Source organism: Streptomyces sp. NPDC044063 (assembly GCF_056434285.1).
Window position 1 is genome coordinate 166,909 of sequence record NZ_JBWKFM010000011.1, and the last position, 15,303, is coordinate 182,211.

Sequence of the window (15,303 nt, forward strand, 5' to 3'; positions counted from 1 at the left end):
CCCCATCCGCAAGACCAGTCCAGTGCCGTTCCGCGGCTGTGCGCCGCGCCGACACAACGAGGTTGCCGTACCTATGCGCCACGCTGAAGGAGCTCGCGGTGAGTGCTGACCAGACGCTGCTCGCCTTCGAGACCGATTGCCACATCTTCGATGGGTGCGGCTTCCCGGCCCCAGGCCTCCACTCGTTCCTCTTCGAGCCGCTCTTCACCGTCGGTGGCATCGAGTTCAACAAGCCGATGCTCCTGGCGGTGCTGACCTCGATCCTCGTGATCGGCTTCTTCTGGGCTGCGTTCGGCAAGGCCAAGGTCGTCCCGGGCAAGCTCCAGATGGTCGGTGAGGCGGGTTACGACTTCGTGCGCCGCGGCATCGTCTACGAGGCGCTGGGCAAGAAGGAGGGCGAGAAGTACGTCCCCTTCATGGTCTCGCTGTTCTTCTTCGTCTGGATCATGAACCTCTGGTCGATCATCCCGGTCGCCCAGTTCCCCGTGACCTCGATCATCGCCTTCCCGGCGGCGCTCGCGCTGATCGTCTACGTCATGTGGATGTACCTGACCTTCAAGCGCCACGGTTTCGTCGGCGGTCTGAAGAACATCACCGGCTACGACAAGTCGCTGGGTGGCGTTCTCCCGCTGGCCGTGACCCTGGAGTTCTTCTCGAACGTGCTGGTCCGGCCGTTCACCCACGCCGTCCGGCTCTTCGCGAACATGTTCGCCGGTCACCTGCTGATCCTGATGTTCACCGTCGCCAGCTGGTACCTGCTGAACGGCGTCGGTATCGCCTACGCCGGTGTCTCGTTCGTGATGACCATCGTCATGACGGGCTTCGAGCTCTTCATCCAGGCCGTCCAGGCGTACGTCTTCGTCCTGCTGGCCACGAACTACATCCAGGGCGCGCTCGCCGAGCACCACTGAGCACCTCGCCTGCCCAGTCCAACAATCGTCCGGTGGCCAACCCCCACCGGTCCGTGAAAGAGAAGGAAGAACGAGCATGTCTGCTGCTCTCCAGACCATCGCCGCTGGTGTCGAGATCAAGGGCAACCTGGGCTCGATCGGCTACGGCCTCGCCGCGATCGGCCCCGGCGTCGGCGTCGGCATCGTCTTCGGTAACGGCACCCAGGCCCTGGCCCGCCAGCCCGAGGCCGCCGGTCTGATCCGTGCCAACCAGATCCTCGGCTTCGCCTTCTGTGAGGCGCTCGCCCTGATCGGTCTGGTCATGCCGTTCGTCTACCCGTCGTCCTGATCCCGGCCTGACGACCACTTGTTTCGACGAAAGGCACTGATGTGAACGCCCTGCTGGCGTCCGAGGGGGAGCTGGAGAGCCCCCTCCTCCCGCCGATCCCAGAGCTTGTCATCGGTCTGATCGCCTTCGCCATCGTCTTCTTCTTCCTCGGCAAGAAGCTCCTCCCGAACATCAACAAGGTTCTGGACGAGCGCCGGGCGGCCATCCAGGGTGGCATGGAGAAGGCCGCCGCGGCCCAGACCGAGGCGCAGCAGGTGCTCGAGGACTACCGGGCACAGCTGGCCGACGCCCGCCACGAGGCCGCGCGTCTGCGCCAGGAGGCGCAGGAGCAGGGCGTCGCGCTGATCGCCGACATGCGGTCCGAGGGTCAGCGGCAGCGCGAGGAGATCATCGCTGCCGGTCACGCCCAGATCGAGGCCGACCGCAAGGCCGCCGCGGCCGCGCTCCGTCAGGACGTCGGCCAGCTGGCCATCGACCTGGCCGGCCGGATCGTCGGCGAGTCCCTCGCGGACTCCGCCCGTCAGAGCCGGACCGTCGACCGCTTCCTCGACGCGCTCGAGAGCACGTCGGTCGACACGACGAAGGCCGAGGCCAACCGATGAGCGGAGCGAGCCGGGAGGCCTTCGCCTCCGCACGTGAGAGCCTCGACGCGCTGACGGCGGGTACGTCCGTCGACGCGGTGAAGCTCGCCGGTGAGCTCGCGGCCGTCACCGCGCTGCTCGACCGCGAGGTGTCGCTGCGTCGGGTCCTGACCGACCCGGCGCAGTCCGGCGAGGGCAAGGCCGAGCTGGCCCGGCGCCTGCTGGGCGGCCAGGTGGGCGACGAGTGCGTCGACCTCGTCGCGGGCATGGTCCGCTCCCGCTGGTCGCGCTCGCGCGACCTGGTGGACGCGATCGAGGAGCTGGCCGACGGTGCCGAGCTCGTCGCCGCCGAGCGCTCCGGCGACCTCGACGACGTCGAGGACGAGCTGTTCCGCTTCGGTCGGATCGTCGCCGCCAACCCGGACCTGCGCGCCGCGCTGACCGACAAGGTCGCCGACCGGACCGCCAAGGCGGCCCTGGTGCGCGAGCTGCTGGGCGGCCGGGCCAAGCCGGCCACCGAGCGCCTCGTCGTCCGGCTGGTCTCCGCGCCGCGTGGCCGTAGCCTGGAAGGCGGGCTGAACGCCCTCTCCAAGCTGGCCGCCGACCGCCGGGACCGCATGGTCGCGGAGGTCACCTCGGCGGTGCCGCTGGACGACCGGCAGAAGCAGCGCCTCGGTGACGCGCTGGCGAAGATGTACGGGCGACGCGTCCACCTGAACCTGGACGTCGACCCCGAGGTCCTCGGCGGCATCCAGGTGCGGATCGGCGACGAGGTCATCAACGGGACCATCGCGGACCGGCTCGCGGACGCGAGTCGCCGTATGGCCGGCTGACCAGCCACCAACTCAAGAGCAAACTGACGGCCCGGGTTGGGTCGACGGTGTCCTCTGGGGGCCCAGAGCAGCGTGAACTGCGATGGGAGAACCTCCCCAGACCCCCAGAATTACTTCGGGCCCAACAAGGAGAGCAGGGAACCCAAATGGCGGAGCTCACGATCCGGCCGGAGGAGATCCGGGACGCACTGGAGAACTTTGTCCAGGCGTACAAGCCGGACGCGGCCTCGCGCGAGGAGGTCGGTACGGTCAGCCTTGCCGGCGACGGCATCGCGAAGGTCGAGGGTCTTCCCTCGGCCATGGCGAACGAGCTGCTGCGGTTCGAGGACGGCACCCTTGGTCTCGCCCTCAACCTCGAGGAGCGCGAGATCGGTGCGGTCGTCCTCGGCGAGTTCAGCGGCATCGAGGAGGGTCAGCCGGTGCAGCGCACCGGTGAGGTGCTCTCCGTCGCGGTGGGCGAGGGTTACCTCGGCCGCGTCGTCGACCCGCTGGGCAACCCGATCGACGGTCTCGGCGAGATCGCGACCGAGGGCCGCCGCGCCCTCGAGCTGCAGGCCCCCGGCGTCATGGTCCGTAAGTCGGTCCACGAGCCGATGGAGACCGGCTACAAGGCCGTCGACGCGATGACCCCGGTCGGCCGCGGTCAGCGTCAGCTGATCATCGGTGACCGTCAGACCGGCAAGACCGCGCTGGCCATCGACACGATCATCAACCAGCGCGACAACTGGCGCTCGGGCGACCCGAAGAAGCAGGTCCGCTGCATCTACGTCGCCATCGGCCAGAAGGGCTCCACCATCGCGTCCGTGCGCGGCGCGCTGGAGGAGGCCGGCGCCCTGGAGTACACGACGATCGTGGCCGCCCCGGCGTCCGACCCGGCCGGCTTCAAGTACCTCGCCCCGTACACCGGTTCGGCCATCGGCCAGCACTGGATGTACCAGGGCAAGCACGTCCTGATCGTCTTCGACGACCTGTCGAAGCAGGCCGACGCCTACCGCGCCGTCTCCCTGCTGCTGCGCCGCCCGCCGGGCCGCGAGGCCTACCCGGGTGACGTCTTCTACCTGCACTCGCGTCTGCTGGAGCGCTGCGCCAAGCTCTCCGACGAGATGGGTGCCGGTTCGATGACCGGTCTGCCGATCGTCGAGACCAAGGCCAACGACGTCTCGGCGTTCATCCCGACCAACGTCATCTCCATCACCGACGGCCAGTGCTTCCTGGAGTCGGACCTGTTCAACGCCGGTCAGCGCCCCGCGCTGAACGTCGGTATCTCGGTCTCCCGTGTCGGTGGCTCCGCCCAGCACAAGGCCATGAAGCAGGTCTCCGGCCGCCTCCGCGTGGACCTCGCCCAGTTCCGTGAGCTCGAGGCGTTCGCCGCCTTCGGTTCCGACCTGGACGCCGCCTCCAAGGCCGCCCTGGAGCGCGGTAAGCGCATGGTCGAGCTGCTGAAGCAGTCGCAGTACGCCCCGTACTCCACCGAGGACCAGGTCGTCTCCATCTGGGCCGGCACCACCGGCAAGATGGACGACGTCCCGGTCGAGGACATCCGCCGCTTCGAGCGCGAGCTGCTCGACTTCCTCCACCGCGAGCACAAGGGTCTGATGACCGGCATCCGCGAGGGCGGCAAGATGTCCGACGACACGCTGCAGGCCGCCGGCGACGCCATCGCGTCCTTCAAGCAGCAGTTCGAGACCTCGGACGGCAAGCTGCTGGGCGAGGGCTGAGCATGGGTGCCCAGCTCCGGGTCTACAAGCGACGGATCAAGTCCGTCACTGCGACCAAGAAGATCACCAAGGCGATGGAGATGATCGCCGCCTCGCGCATCGTCAAGGCACAGCGCCAGGTGGCCGCGTCCACTCCGTACGCCAGTGAGCTCACCCGGGCAGTGACCGCGGTTGCCACCGGCTCCAACACCAAGCACGCCCTGACCACCGAGGTCGAGAACCCGGTCCGGGCCGCGGTCCTGCTCGTCACGAGCGACCGCGGTCTGGCCGGCGGCTACTCCTCCAACGCGATCAAGGCTGCCGGCCAGCTCACCGCCCGCCTCAAGGCGGAGGGCAAGGACGTCGTCACGTACATCGTCGGCCGCAAGGGCGTCGCGTACTACGGCTTCCGCGAGCTGCCGGTCGTCGAGTCGTGGACGGGCTTCACCGACAGCCCGACCTACGCCGACGCCAAGCGTGTCGCCGGTCCGCTCATCGAGGCGGTCCAGCGGGAGACGGCCGAGGGCGGCGTGGACGAGCTGCACATCGTCTTCACGGAATTCGTGTCGATGATGACGCAGACGCCGGTCGACAAGCGGCTGCTGCCGCTGAGCCTCGAGGCCACGGCGGAGGAGTCGGAGACGGTCAAGGACAAGATCCTGCCGCTGTTCGACTTCGAGCCCTCGGACGAGGCCGTGCTCGACGCACTGCTCCCGCGGTACGTCGAGTCCCGGATCTACAACGCCCTCCTGCAGGCCGCCGCCTCCGAGCACGCGGCCCGCCGTCGGGCGATGAAGTCGGCGACCGACAACGCCGAAGAGCTCATCAAGTCGCTCACGCGGCTTGCCAACGCGGCCCGCCAGGCCGACATCACCCAGGAAATCAGCGAGATCGTCGGTGGCGCCAGTGCTCTGGCCGACGCGACCGCGGGGAGTGACAAGTAATGACGACCACTGTTGAGACGGCCGCCGCCACGGGCCGCGTCGCGCGGGTCATCGGCCCCGTCGTCGACGTGGAGTTCCCCGTCGACGCGATGCCGGAGATCTACAACGCCCTCACCGTCGAGGTCTCCGACCCGGCCGAGGCCGGCAAGAAGAAGATCCTGACGCTCGAGGTCGCGCAGCACCTCGGCGAGGGCCTGGTGCGCTCCATCGCGATGGAGCCCACCGACGGTCTGGTCCGCCAGGCCCCGGTGACCGACACCGGCGACGGCATCACCGTGCCCGTCGGCGACGTCACCAAGGGCCGGGTGTTCAACACCCTCGGCAAGATCCTGAACGACCCCGAGGCCGAGTCCGAGGTCACCGAGCGCTGGTCCATCCACCGCAAGGCCCCGGCGTTCGACCAGCTCGAGTCGAAGACCGAGATGTTCGAGACCGGCCTGAAGGTCGTCGACCTGCTGACCCCGTACGTCAAGGGCGGCAAGATCGGTCTGTTCGGTGGTGCCGGTGTCGGCAAGACCGTTCTGATCCAGGAAATGATCATGCGTGTGGCGAAGCTGCACGAGGGTGTTTCCGTGTTCGCCGGTGTCGGTGAGCGCACGCGTGAGGGCAACGACCTCATCCACGAGATGGCGGACTCCGGCGTTCTGGACAAGACCGCGCTGGTCTTCGGCCAGATGGACGAGCCCCCGGGCACCCGTCTGCGCGTCGCCCTGGCCGGTCTGACCATGGCGGAGTACTTCCGCGATGTGCAGAAGCAGGACGTGCTGTTCTTCATCGACAACATCTTCCGCTTCACCCAGGCCGGTTCCGAGGTCTCGACCCTGCTCGGCCGCATGCCGTCCGCGGTGGGTTACCAGCCGAACCTCGCCGACGAGATGGGCCTCCTCCAGGAGCGCATCACCTCGACCCGTGGTCACTCGATCACCTCGATGCAGGCGATCTACGTCCCCGCGGACGACCTGACCGACCCGGCCCCGGCGACGACCTTCGCCCACCTGGACGCCACGACCGTTCTGTCGCGTCCGATCTCGGAGAAGGGCATCTACCCGGCGGTCGACCCGCTGGACTCGACGTCCCGCATCCTGGACCCGCGTTACATCGCGCAGGACCACTACAACGCCGCCATGCGCGTCAAGGGCATCCTGCAGAAGTACAAGGACCTCCAGGACATCATCGCGATCCTCGGTATCGACGAGCTGGGCGAAGAGGACAAGCTGGTCGTCCACCGCGCCCGTCGCGTCGAGCGCTTCCTGTCGCAGAACACCCACGCGGCGAAGCAGTTCACCGGTGTCGACGGTTCGGACGTTCCGCTGGAGGAGTCCATCGCCGCGTTCAACGCGATCTGCGACGGTGAGTTCGACCACTTCCCGGAGCAGGCCTTCTTCATGTGCGGTGGTCTCGAGGACCTCAAGAAGAACGCCAAGGAGCTGGGCGTCTCCTGAGCCCTGTGCTCCGACGGCCGGGGGCGGGCTGCCCCGCCCCCGGTCCGTACGTCCCCTATTCTTTGACCCAACACCCGCCGCACCCGGCGGGTGGAGACCCGAGGAGCCACGTTGGCTGCTGAGCTGCACGTCGAGCTGGTCGCGGCGGACCGAAGCGTCTGGTCCGGCGAGGCCACTCTGGTCATCGCGCGTACCACATCGGGTGACATCGGCGTCATGCCCGGCCACCAGCCGCTGCTCGGTGTGCTGGAGTCCGGCCCGGTGACCATCAAGACCGCCGACGGCAATGTCGTCGCCGCGGTGCACGGTGGGTTCATCTCGTTCGCGGACGACAAGCTCTCGCTGCTCGCCGAGATCGCGGAGCTTGCCGACGAGATCGATGTCGAGCGTGCCGAGCGGGCGCTGGAGCGCGCGAAGGCGGACGCCGACGCGGCCGCCGAGCGTCGCGCGGATGTCCGGCTGAAGGCGGTCACGGGCCGCTAAGCCCGCGTACCGCTTCGAGTACGACCCTCAGCCGCGGACCGGCCTGGAATACCTCCAGGGCGGTCCGCGGCTGAGGCGATAGACGCAGGTGCAGCTCTAGATGATGCGAGGAGGTCGGTGGAGATGGTCCTCGCTCTGCTCGTGAGCGGCATCGTCGTGCTGCTGGTGCTGATGGGGCTCTTCGTCTTCGGTCTGCGCAGACGGCTCATCCAGCGCTCGGGCGGCACCTTCGACTGCAGCCTGCGCTGGAACATTCCCGAGAACGACCCCGAACCCGCCGGAAAGGGCTGGGTGTACGGGGTCGCTCGCTACAACGGTGACCGGATCGAGTGGTTCCGGGTCTTCTCGTACGCGCCCCGCCCGCGCCGGGTCCTCCAGCGCGACTCCATCGAGGTGCTGGAGCGGCGGACGCCGCAGGGCGAGGAGGAGCTGGCCCTGCTGTCGGACGCCATCGTGCTCGCCTGTCTCCACCAGGGCACGCGGCTGGAGCTGGCGATGAGCGAGGACGCGCTCACCGGCTTCCTGGCCTGGCTGGAGGCCGCGCCCCCCGGGCAGAGGGTCAACGTCGCCTAGGTCCGCTCCACGAGCTCTTCCTTGGCGGCGTCCTTCTTCGGCTCCTTGGGCCAGATCGTGTAGCTCAGCGCGATGACCAGGTTGATGCCGATCACCCACAGCATCTTGCTCTGCCAGTTCCGCAGTGAGCTGGTGTCGCCCGCGTCGCCGACGTACCAGACGGCACCCTGGAGCAGCCCCGCGGCGATCACGGCGGCCAGGATCCACTTGCCGGCCGTCCTCCACTCGTGCACCGTGCGTGCCTTGCCGTACTTCGGCGGCTTGACCGGCGGCGGACCGCCGGCGAAGCGGTGGGCGAAGCGCTGGTCGGCCCACCGGATCGTGCTGTGGCCGAGCGCGACCGAGAACCCGATGTAGACCGCGGCCAGCCCGTGCTTCCAGTCGGCGGCCGCGCCGTTCTTCAGGTCGACCGCGGTGGCGATCAGCAGCACCAGCTCCAGCATCGGCTCCAGCAGCAGGACGGCGATCCCCGCCCGGGGCATCCGGGCCAGGTAACGCAGGCACAGCCCGCCGGCCAGCAGGAGCCAGAAGCCCGCTTCACACGCGACGATCAGCGTGACGATCACAGATCTCTCCCTTCCCTCCCCACCATCGTCACGTCGGTGACCTGGCATTCCGTCGTCTCGCACGACGATCCCCGACTGCATCCTTCGATGTAGCCGGAGTGTGTGGAAAGCACCGGCGGCCGACGTCCGCGCCCCCTCCGACGTGCTGTGATGGACCCATGCCCGTCCGTCTCCCCGTGCTCGGTCCGCCCGATCGGGACGCCACCCTCATCGCGCTCACCGGGCTGCTCGGCGGTCTCCTGCTCTACGCGCTCGGGCTGAGCAGCGTGTCGGAAGCGGGGCTGTCCAAGCGGCTCGCGCTGGTGTCGCTGTTCGTCCTGGCCGGTGCCGAGCTGCTGCGGCGCCGCGCGCCCCTGGCCGCCCTGGCCGTCGGGACGTGCGCGCTCGCGCTGGACGTCTGCGCGGGCAGCCTGGTCGCCAACGTCGCGATGTTCACCGACCTCGTCTACGCGTCGGTGCTGTACGGGCCGCCGGCCGCGTACCGGCTCCTTCCGCGGGCCACCGAGGTGCTCACCGTGCTGGGCACGCTGGCCGCGGTCGTCCTCATGCGGGAGCCGCAGGCGCTGCTGATCGGCATGGGCGTGGCCGTCGTCACGATCGTCCCCGCCTGGACGGGCGTGGGGGTGCGCGTCCACCGGGACCGTGCCGAGGCGGCCAGGCTCACCGCCGAGCGGACCGCGCTGCTGGCCGAGATGGACCGCCGGGAGGCGGTCGGTGCCGAGCGCGCCCGGATGGCCCGCGAGCTGCATGACATGGTGGCCGGTCACCTGTCGGCCATCGCGATCCACTCCTCGGCCGCGCTGTCGATCGACGAGCCGGGGGCCTCCCGCGAGGCGCTGGGCGTCATCCGGGAGAACAGCGTCCAGGGGCTCGCCGAGATGCGCCGGCTCATCGGGCTGCTCCGGGACGCGGCCGGCCGGGACGAACCCGCCCCCACCCCACGGCTCGACGGCCTCGACACGCTGCTGGCCCAGGCGCGCGGCGCGGTGCGCGACGACCGCTTCTCCTTCGCCCTGCGCGACGAGCGGGGCTCCGCGGCGCTGCCCGTACCGGTGGAGCTGGCGGCGTACCGCATCGTGCAGGAGTCGCTGACCAACGTCGTCAAGCACGCGGCGCCGGGCGCGGTGACCGTGGAGCTGTCCAGGGGGCCGGGCCGGCTCGCGGTGCGGGTGGCGAGCCCGCTCGGCGACCGCGAGGGGCCGCGCGCGCCGGGCGCCGGGGCGGGCCTGACGGGGATGCGCGAACGTGTGGACCTGCTGGGCGGGCGGCTGGAGGTCGGCCCGCCGGCGGGTGACGGCAAGGTCTGGGAAGTACGGGCGGAACTGCCCGTGGACGAGGAGGAGTCGCGATGATCCGGGTCGTGGTCGCGGACGACCAGGCCGCCGTGCGGTCGGGGCTGGTGCTGATCCTGCGCTCGGCGGCGGGCGTCGAGGTCGTCGGTGAGGCGGGTGACGGCGAGGAGGCCGTCCGGCTGGCCCGGGAGCTGCGTCCGGACCTGGTGCTGATGGATGTGCAGATGCCGCGGCTGGACGGGGTGTCGGCCACCCGGACGATCACGGCCGAGGGGCTGGCCGACGTCCTGGTGCTGACCACGTTCGACCTGGACGAGTACGTCTTCGGGGCGCTGCGGGCGGGCGCGGCGGGGTTCCTGCTGAAGGACAGCGAGGCGGCGGACCTGGTGACGGCGGTGCGGACGGTGGCCCGGGGCGAGGGGCTGATCTCGCCCGTCGTCACCCGGCGGCTCATCGCGGAGTTCGCCCGCCCGGGGCCGGCTCGGGTGCCGGGCGGGCCCGACCCCGCCGTGCTCGACGTGCTGACGCGCCGGGAGCGGGAGGTGCTGGTGTGCGTGGGGGAGGGGCTGTCGAACGCCGAGGTCGCGCGGCGGCTGGGGATGGCGGAGGCGACGGTGAAGACCCATGTGAGCCGGCTGCTGGGGAAGCTGGAGCTGCGCAGCAGGGTGCAGGCGGCGGTGCTGGCCCGGGAGTTGGGTCTGGTCCAGACCTCTTGACCATTGGTACGGACCTTCTTACGCTCCCTTCACAAGCGCACCCCCCACCTGTCCGGATCTCACTCGGGGAGACCCCCTTGAGCCCCATGCGCACAGGAACCTCGGGACGTAGCAGACGCCTCTTCCCCGGAGCGGTGGTGGCGGCCTGTGCCGCGCTGCTGCTCCCCGCGGCCGCCCTGGCCGGGCCCGCCGCCCCCGCGGCGGCGGCCTCCTCCGCCACGGCGGCCCCCTCCGCCACCGCGACGTTCGTGAAGACCTCCGACTGGGGGACCGGCTTCCAGGGCGAGTGGACGGTGCGGAACACCGGCACCGCGCCCGTGAACGGCTGGACCGTCGAGTGGGACTTCCCCTCCTCGACCACGGTCGGCTCCTACTGGGACGCGCTCGTCAGCGGCGCGGGCACACACTGGACGGCGAAGAACCGCGAGTACAACGGCACCATCCCACCCGGCGGGAGCGTCACCTTCGGGTTCGTCGCGGCCGGCGACGGCGGCCCCGCCGGCTGCCGGCTCGACGGCGGCCCCTGCGACGGCTCGTCGGCCGACACCCCGCCCACAGCGCCCGGCACCCCGCAGGCGACCGCCGTCACCGACACCTCCGTCGCCCTGAAGTGGACCGCCGCCACCGACGACAAGGGCGTGAAGAACTACGACGTCTACCGCGGCACGACGAAGGCGGCCACGGTCGCCAAGCTCGCGTACACCGACAGCGGGCTGACGCCGGGGACGGACTACACCTACACCGTCGTCGCCCGGGACACCGCCGACCGGACGGGCCCGGCCAGCGCCCCGCTGACCGTGCGCACCACCGGCGGGGGAGGAGAGCCCCAGCCCGGCACGGACCCGGTGAAGGCCGGCTACTTCGTGCAGTGGGGCATCTACGGGCGCGGCTACACGGTGAAGTCCCTCGACACCACCGGCGCCGCCCGCAGGCTCACCCACATCAACTACTCGTTCTCCAACATCGACCCCGTCAACCTCACCTGTCTGAACGGTGTCACCAAGGCCACCAGCCCCAACCCCCAGGACCCCGCCCAGGGCGACGGGGCCGGCGACTCCTGGGCCGACTACGAGAAGGGCTTCGCCGCCGGGGAGTCCGTCGACGGCGTGGGCGACACCTGGGACCAGCCGCTGGCCGGCAACTTCAACCAGCTGAGGAAGCTCAAGGCCAAGTACCCCAAGCTGAAGGTCAACATGTCCATCGGCGGGTGGACCTACAGCAAGTACTTCTCGGACGTCGCGAAGACCGACGCCTCGCGGCAGAAGTTCGTGAAGTCCTGCGTCGACATGTACCTCAAGGGCGACCTGCCGGTGACCAACGGGCGCGGCGGCAAGGGCGTCGCGGCCGGCATCTTCGACGGCTTCGACATCGACTGGGAGTGGCCGGGCTCCGAGGGCCACGCCGGCAACCACGTCTCCAAGGACGACAAGGCGAACAACACCTTGCTCTTCGCGGAGTTCCGCAGGCAGCTGGACGCGCTGAGCGCCACGACGGGCCGGAAGTACCTCCTCACCGCCTTCACCCCGGCGGACCCCGCCAAGATCGAGGCGGGCTGGGACATCACCACGAAGGACGGCACGCCCAGCGTCCTGGACTCCATGGACTTCGCCAACGTCCAGGGCTACGACTTCCACGGCTCCGGCAGCGACAACAGCTGGGAGCCCCACCGCACCGGCCACCAGGGCAACCTCTACCCGGACGCCAAGGACCCGTACGACACGAAGTTCAGCGTCGAGCGGACCGTGCGGACGTACCTGGACGCCGGCGCCGACCCGCGCAAGGTCGTCCTCGGCCTGGCCTTCTACGGGCGTGGCTGGCAGCAGGTGGCCGACGGCGGCGCCCACGGCACCTGGCAGAGCGCGGGCGGCGCGGCACCGGGCCAGTTCCCGGAGGAGTCGGGCACGCGCGGCTACGACAACCTCCTCGCCTCCGTCCCGAACCTGACCGTTCACCACGACGAGCAGGCGGTCGCGACGTACGGCTACACCGGCGCGGGCGGCCAGTGGTGGACCTTCGACGACGCCTGGTCGATCGGGAAGAAGACGGCCTGGCTCAGGTCGAAGGGGCTGGGCGGCGTGATGATCTGGGAGATGTCGGGCGACAGCGGCACGCTGATGTCGGCGGTCGACAGCGGGCTGAAGTAGCGCCCGCGCCAAGCGCCGGACGGGCTGGGATCAGCCCGTCCGGCGCTTGGCTCAGCGGTTCTCGCCCGGCACCCACAGGACGTCGCCGACCTCCTTGTTCGCCGCCCGCGCCAGGATGAACAGCAGGTCCGAGAGCCGGTTCAGGTACGTCGCCGTCAGGTGGTTCATGATGTCGCCGTGCATCTCCAGCGCGGCCCACGTGGAGCGCTCCGCGCGGCGGACCACCGTGCAGGCCTGGTGGAGCAGGGCCGCGCCCGGCGTGCCGCCGGGGAGGATGAAGCTGCGCAGCTTCTCCAGGTCCTCCAGGAAGCGGTCGCAGTCGGCCTCCAGCCGGTCGATGTAGGACTGCTGGACCCGCAGCGGCGGGTACGTGGGCTCCTCGACCACCGGGGTGGCCAGATCGGCGCCCACGTCGAAGAGGTCGTTCTGGACCCGGACGAGGACCGTGACGACCTCCTCCGGCAGCTGCCCGAGCGCGACGGCCACCCCGATGGCGGCGTTGGCCTCGTTCGCGTCGGCGTACGCCGCGATGCGGGTGTCGGTCTTGACGGTGCGGGTCATGTCACCGAGGGCGGTGGTGCCGTCGTCGCCGGTGCGGGTGTAGATGCGCGTCAGATGGACCATGGGACGAGCCTAGTCACGCACCCTGGCCGTGAGCCCCCCGCGCCGCACCGGATGTTGTGATCCGTGTGACGGAAGTGACCCAACTGCACCGTGGGACATACCGCGTGGCCGCCCCGGTGTGACGTCCGTCATCCGGGACGTGACGCGCATCTCTTACCGCCCACCAGCGCGTCAACGGGCGCTAATCTCCGGGCGGAGAGCGGTGAAACGAACAGGTACGTGCACAGGGAGTAAGGGGACAGTGGTGGCCAAGAAGCTTGCCGTCATCGGCGCCGGACTGATGGGCTCCGGGATCGCGCAGGTCTCCGCCCAGGCCGGGTGGGACGTCGTGCTCCGGGACGTCACCGACGCCGCGCTGCGGCGGGGCAAGGACGGCATCGAGGCCTCGTACGCCAAGTTCGTCTCCAAGGGGAAGATGGAGGCCGCCGACGCCGAGCGGGCGCTGGCCCGGATCACCACGACCACGGACATGGACGCGGCCGCCGACGCCGACTTCGTCGTGGAGGCGGTGTTCGAGGACATCGACACCAAGCGGGACATCTTCCGCACCCTGGACGGGCTGGTGAAGGACGAGACCGTCCTGGCGTCCAACACCTCCGCCATCCCGATCACCAAGATCGCGGCGGCGACCGAGCGCCCCGAGCGCGTCGTCGGCGCCCACTTCTTCTCGCCGGTGCCCATGATGCAGCTGTGCGAGCTGGTGCGCGGCTACAAGACCAGCGACGAAACGCTCGCCAAGGCCCGTGAGTTCGCCGAGGGCGTCGGCAAGACCTGCATCGTCGTCAACCGCGACGTCGCCGGCTTCGTGACCACCCGCCTGATCTCCGCGCTGGTCGTCGAGGCGGTCAAGCTCTACGAGTCGGGTGTGGCCAGCGCCGAGGACATCGACATCGCCTGCAAGCTGGGCTTCGGTCACGCCATGGGCCCGCTGGCCACCGCCGACCTGACGGGCGTCGACATCCTCATGCACGCCACGGGCAATATCTACACCGAGTGCCAGGACGAGAAGTTCGCCCCGCCGGAGATCATGCGCCGCATGGTCGACGCCGGCGACCTCGGCCGGAAGAGCGGACAGGGCTTTTACCAGCACTGAGGGTCCGGCCCATACCAAGTTCACCCGGCGGGGTGAACTTGGTATGGGTTCGCCTGAAGGCGGCAACTTTGTGGTGTGAGAGGCAGTCAGTTCTTTAGAGCCACATCCACATCAGGCACCACTCCCGGGAGCGCATATGCACATCAGGGGCGATCACGCCGAACTGGTCGTCGGGGGCCGCCTCGACGTCCGCAGCGCGGCGGACGCCCGTACGGTCCTGCACTCCGCACTGGACGGCGGCCGGGGCGACCTCGTCCTGGACCTGACCGAGCTGGACTCCTGGGACGCCACCGGACTGGGCGTCATCATGGGGGCCCACCGCCGCGCCGGGCGCACCGGCAGGCGGCTCGTCCTGCGCGGGGTGCCCGACCGGATGCAGCGCCTCCTGGTCGCCACGCGCCTCCACCGCATCCTCGCCATCGAGGAGGACTGCCCCCGGCGCCCGCTGCCGCGCGTCTGAGACCCCGTCCGTGACCCGGGGCGCCGGGCGGGTTCGATGAGCCCCCTGGGACTCGAGTACCCCGATCCTCATGAGACTGTGACGTCCCATGGCGCCGTGGCACCCCCACCGTCATAGATACTGTGGCAAGGTCTGTTCGGTTTCCCGCCGCCTACGACAGCCCATGGCGGGCACCGGACCGGAATCGACGGCCGGGTCGCCCCGGGCGGCGATCGAAGGAGTGCGGACAGGCCGGAGGGCACGACGGCACGCCACGCATCTTGGGGGCTCTGAACCATGGACCCGACGAACCGGGGATCCGAGGAATTCCACGACGACGAGCGGACCCCGGTGGAATCGGGCGCCCCGCAGCGCCCGCCGCGCGAATCCGCGCCCGCGCCGGACGTCTCCGCCGCCCAGGGTCCGGTCCGCGTCGTCCAGCTCGTCAGCGGTGACTACCTGCTGACCCTCAACCCCGTCGACGGCAGCGAGATAGAGCCCTGCCCGCCCGGCGCCCTGCCCGCCAGACCGGAGCGGCACGGCCCCGAGCGGCGCGCCGAGCTGCGCGCCGCCGACCACGCCACCGGCCGCTACGCCCTGGTGCTCTGCCTGATCGGCTACCTGGTCGGCCTGGCCC

At 70.0% G+C, this 15,303-nt stretch carries 16 protein-coding genes and 1 pseudogene; 15 read left to right on the forward strand and 2 right to left on the reverse strand.

The annotated features are described in order from the left end of the window. Positions 1-62: 62 nt before the first annotated feature. The 9 genes from atpB (at position 63) to AC07BS_RS16270 (ending at position 7,792) form a co-directional block, all read left to right on the forward strand. Entirely contained in the window at positions 63-911 is an 849-nt protein-coding gene (gene atpB, locus AC07BS_RS16230; protein WP_478642460.1) for a F0F1 ATP synthase subunit A, read from the forward strand. A 76-nt stretch (positions 912-987) separates the two neighbouring features. Beyond that, positions 988-1,239 (forward strand): ATP synthase F0 subunit C, encoded by a 252-nt coding sequence (gene atpE, locus AC07BS_RS16235; protein ID WP_030367998.1) that lies wholly within the window; start codon positions 988-990, stop codon positions 1,237-1,239. Positions 1,240-1,280: 41 nt separating this feature from the next. Further along, positions 1,281-1,841: a F0F1 ATP synthase subunit B gene (locus AC07BS_RS16240; RefSeq protein ID WP_478642457.1), complete on the forward strand. Its 561-nt coding sequence runs from the start codon at positions 1,281-1,283 to the stop codon at positions 1,839-1,841. Further along, positions 1,838-2,653 (forward strand): F0F1 ATP synthase subunit delta, encoded by an 816-nt coding sequence (locus AC07BS_RS16245; RefSeq protein ID WP_478642455.1) that lies wholly within the window; start codon positions 1,838-1,840, stop codon positions 2,651-2,653. Before AC07BS_RS16240 ends, AC07BS_RS16245 begins: the two co-directional genes overlap by 4 nt. A gap of 146 nt (positions 2,654-2,799) precedes the next feature. Then, the gene (atpA, locus tag AC07BS_RS16250) at positions 2,800-4,371 is read left to right on the forward strand and encodes a F0F1 ATP synthase subunit alpha (RefSeq protein WP_478642453.1); all 1,572 of its coding nucleotides are present in this window, start codon (positions 2,800-2,802) and stop codon (positions 4,369-4,371) included. A 2-nt stretch (positions 4,372-4,373) separates the two neighbouring features. Then, positions 4,374-5,294 carry a F0F1 ATP synthase subunit gamma gene (locus tag AC07BS_RS16255; protein WP_478642451.1) on the forward strand — a complete coding sequence of 307 codons (921 nt, stop codon included), beginning with the start codon at positions 4,374-4,376 and terminating at the stop codon, positions 5,292-5,294. Beyond that, positions 5,294-6,736, forward strand: coding sequence for a F0F1 ATP synthase subunit beta (gene atpD / locus AC07BS_RS16260; RefSeq protein ID WP_478642449.1), 1,443 nt, complete (start codon positions 5,294-5,296; stop codon positions 6,734-6,736). The genes AC07BS_RS16255 and atpD overlap by 1 nt, the downstream gene beginning before the upstream one ends. A 111-nt stretch (positions 6,737-6,847) precedes the next feature. Further along, positions 6,848-7,219, forward strand: coding sequence for a F0F1 ATP synthase subunit epsilon (locus AC07BS_RS16265; RefSeq protein WP_478642446.1), 372 nt, complete (start codon positions 6,848-6,850; stop codon positions 7,217-7,219). 123 nt (positions 7,220-7,342) lie between these two features. Then, positions 7,343-7,792, forward strand: a complete 450-nt coding sequence (locus AC07BS_RS16270; protein ID WP_478642444.1) for a DUF2550 domain-containing protein — start codon at positions 7,343-7,345, stop codon at positions 7,790-7,792. Here the strand turns inward: AC07BS_RS16270 and AC07BS_RS16275 are convergent. Beyond that, entirely contained in the window at positions 7,789-8,358 is a 570-nt protein-coding gene (locus AC07BS_RS16275) for a hypothetical protein (protein WP_478932696.1), read from the reverse strand. The two genes, AC07BS_RS16270 and AC07BS_RS16275, sit on opposite strands and share 4 nt — an antisense overlap. Before the next feature lie 158 nt (positions 8,359-8,516). On the opposite strand from AC07BS_RS16275, the gene AC07BS_RS16280 reads away from it, so the two are divergent. From AC07BS_RS16280 to AC07BS_RS16290, 3 genes are all read left to right on the forward strand, one after another. Next, positions 8,517-9,710: a sensor histidine kinase gene (locus tag AC07BS_RS16280; RefSeq protein ID WP_478932698.1), complete on the forward strand. Its 1,194-nt coding sequence runs from the start codon at positions 8,517-8,519 to the stop codon at positions 9,708-9,710. Then, positions 9,707-10,366, forward strand: a complete 660-nt coding sequence (locus tag AC07BS_RS16285; RefSeq protein WP_478642437.1) for a response regulator — start codon at positions 9,707-9,709, stop codon at positions 10,364-10,366. The genes AC07BS_RS16280 and AC07BS_RS16285 overlap by 4 nt, the downstream gene beginning before the upstream one ends. A gap of 86 nt (positions 10,367-10,452) precedes the next feature. Continuing rightward, on the forward strand, positions 10,453-12,510 hold the full coding sequence (locus AC07BS_RS16290) for a glycosyl hydrolase family 18 protein (RefSeq protein ID WP_478932700.1): 2,058 nt from the start codon (positions 10,453-10,455) through the stop codon (positions 12,508-12,510). Between the two features lie 51 nt (positions 12,511-12,561). Here the strand turns inward: AC07BS_RS16290 and AC07BS_RS16295 are convergent, their stop codons facing one another. Continuing rightward, complete coding sequence (locus tag AC07BS_RS16295) at positions 12,562-13,134, reverse strand: cob(I)yrinic acid a,c-diamide adenosyltransferase (protein ID WP_478642434.1); 573 nt, start codon at positions 13,132-13,134, stop codon at positions 12,562-12,564. A gap of 244 nt (positions 13,135-13,378) precedes the next feature. Between AC07BS_RS16295 and AC07BS_RS16300 the strand changes: the two genes are divergently transcribed. From AC07BS_RS16300 to AC07BS_RS16310, 3 genes and pseudogenes are all read left to right on the forward strand, one after another. Beyond that, positions 13,379-14,227 carry a 3-hydroxyacyl-CoA dehydrogenase family protein gene (locus AC07BS_RS16300; RefSeq protein ID WP_478642431.1) on the forward strand — a complete coding sequence of 283 codons (849 nt, stop codon included), beginning with the start codon at positions 13,379-13,381 and terminating at the stop codon, positions 14,225-14,227. A 136-nt stretch (positions 14,228-14,363) separates the two neighbouring features. Then, positions 14,364-14,687: an STAS domain-containing protein gene (locus AC07BS_RS16305; RefSeq protein ID WP_190063236.1), complete on the forward strand. Its 324-nt coding sequence runs from the start codon at positions 14,364-14,366 to the stop codon at positions 14,685-14,687. Positions 14,688-14,963: 276 nt separating this feature from the next. Then, positions 14,964-15,303 (forward strand): annotated as a pseudogene (locus AC07BS_RS16310) (hypothetical protein); the annotation flags it as partial.

What these genes read in the sequence shown, in the direction of transcription:
- atpE (WP_030367998.1), top strand. Translation starts at nt 988, where the DNA reads ATGTCTGCTGCTCTCCAGACCATCGCCGCTGGTGTCGAGATCAAGGGC.
- AC07BS_RS16245 (WP_478642455.1), top strand. Translation starts at nt 1,838, where the DNA reads ATGAGCGGAGCGAGCCGGGAGGCCTTCGCCTCCGCACGTGAGAGCCTC.
- atpA (WP_478642453.1), top strand. Translation starts at nt 2,800, where the DNA reads ATGGCGGAGCTCACGATCCGGCCGGAGGAGATCCGGGACGCACTGGAG.
- AC07BS_RS16255 (WP_478642451.1), top strand. Translation starts at nt 4,374, where the DNA reads ATGGGTGCCCAGCTCCGGGTCTACAAGCGACGGATCAAGTCCGTCACT.
- atpD (WP_478642449.1), top strand. Translation starts at nt 5,294, where the DNA reads ATGACGACCACTGTTGAGACGGCCGCCGCCACGGGCCGCGTCGCGCGG.
- AC07BS_RS16270 (WP_478642444.1), top strand. Translation starts at nt 7,343, where the DNA reads ATGGTCCTCGCTCTGCTCGTGAGCGGCATCGTCGTGCTGCTGGTGCTG.
- AC07BS_RS16280 (WP_478932698.1), top strand. Translation starts at nt 8,517, where the DNA reads ATGCCCGTCCGTCTCCCCGTGCTCGGTCCGCCCGATCGGGACGCCACC.
- AC07BS_RS16285 (WP_478642437.1), top strand. Translation starts at nt 9,707, where the DNA reads ATGATCCGGGTCGTGGTCGCGGACGACCAGGCCGCCGTGCGGTCGGGG.
- AC07BS_RS16290 (WP_478932700.1), top strand. Translation starts at nt 10,453, where the DNA reads ATGCGCACAGGAACCTCGGGACGTAGCAGACGCCTCTTCCCCGGAGCG.
- AC07BS_RS16295 (WP_478642434.1), bottom strand. Translation starts at nt 13,134, where the DNA reads ATGGTCCATCTGACGCGCATCTACACCCGCACCGGCGACGACGGCACC.
- AC07BS_RS16305 (WP_190063236.1), top strand. Translation starts at nt 14,364, where the DNA reads ATGCACATCAGGGGCGATCACGCCGAACTGGTCGTCGGGGGCCGCCTC.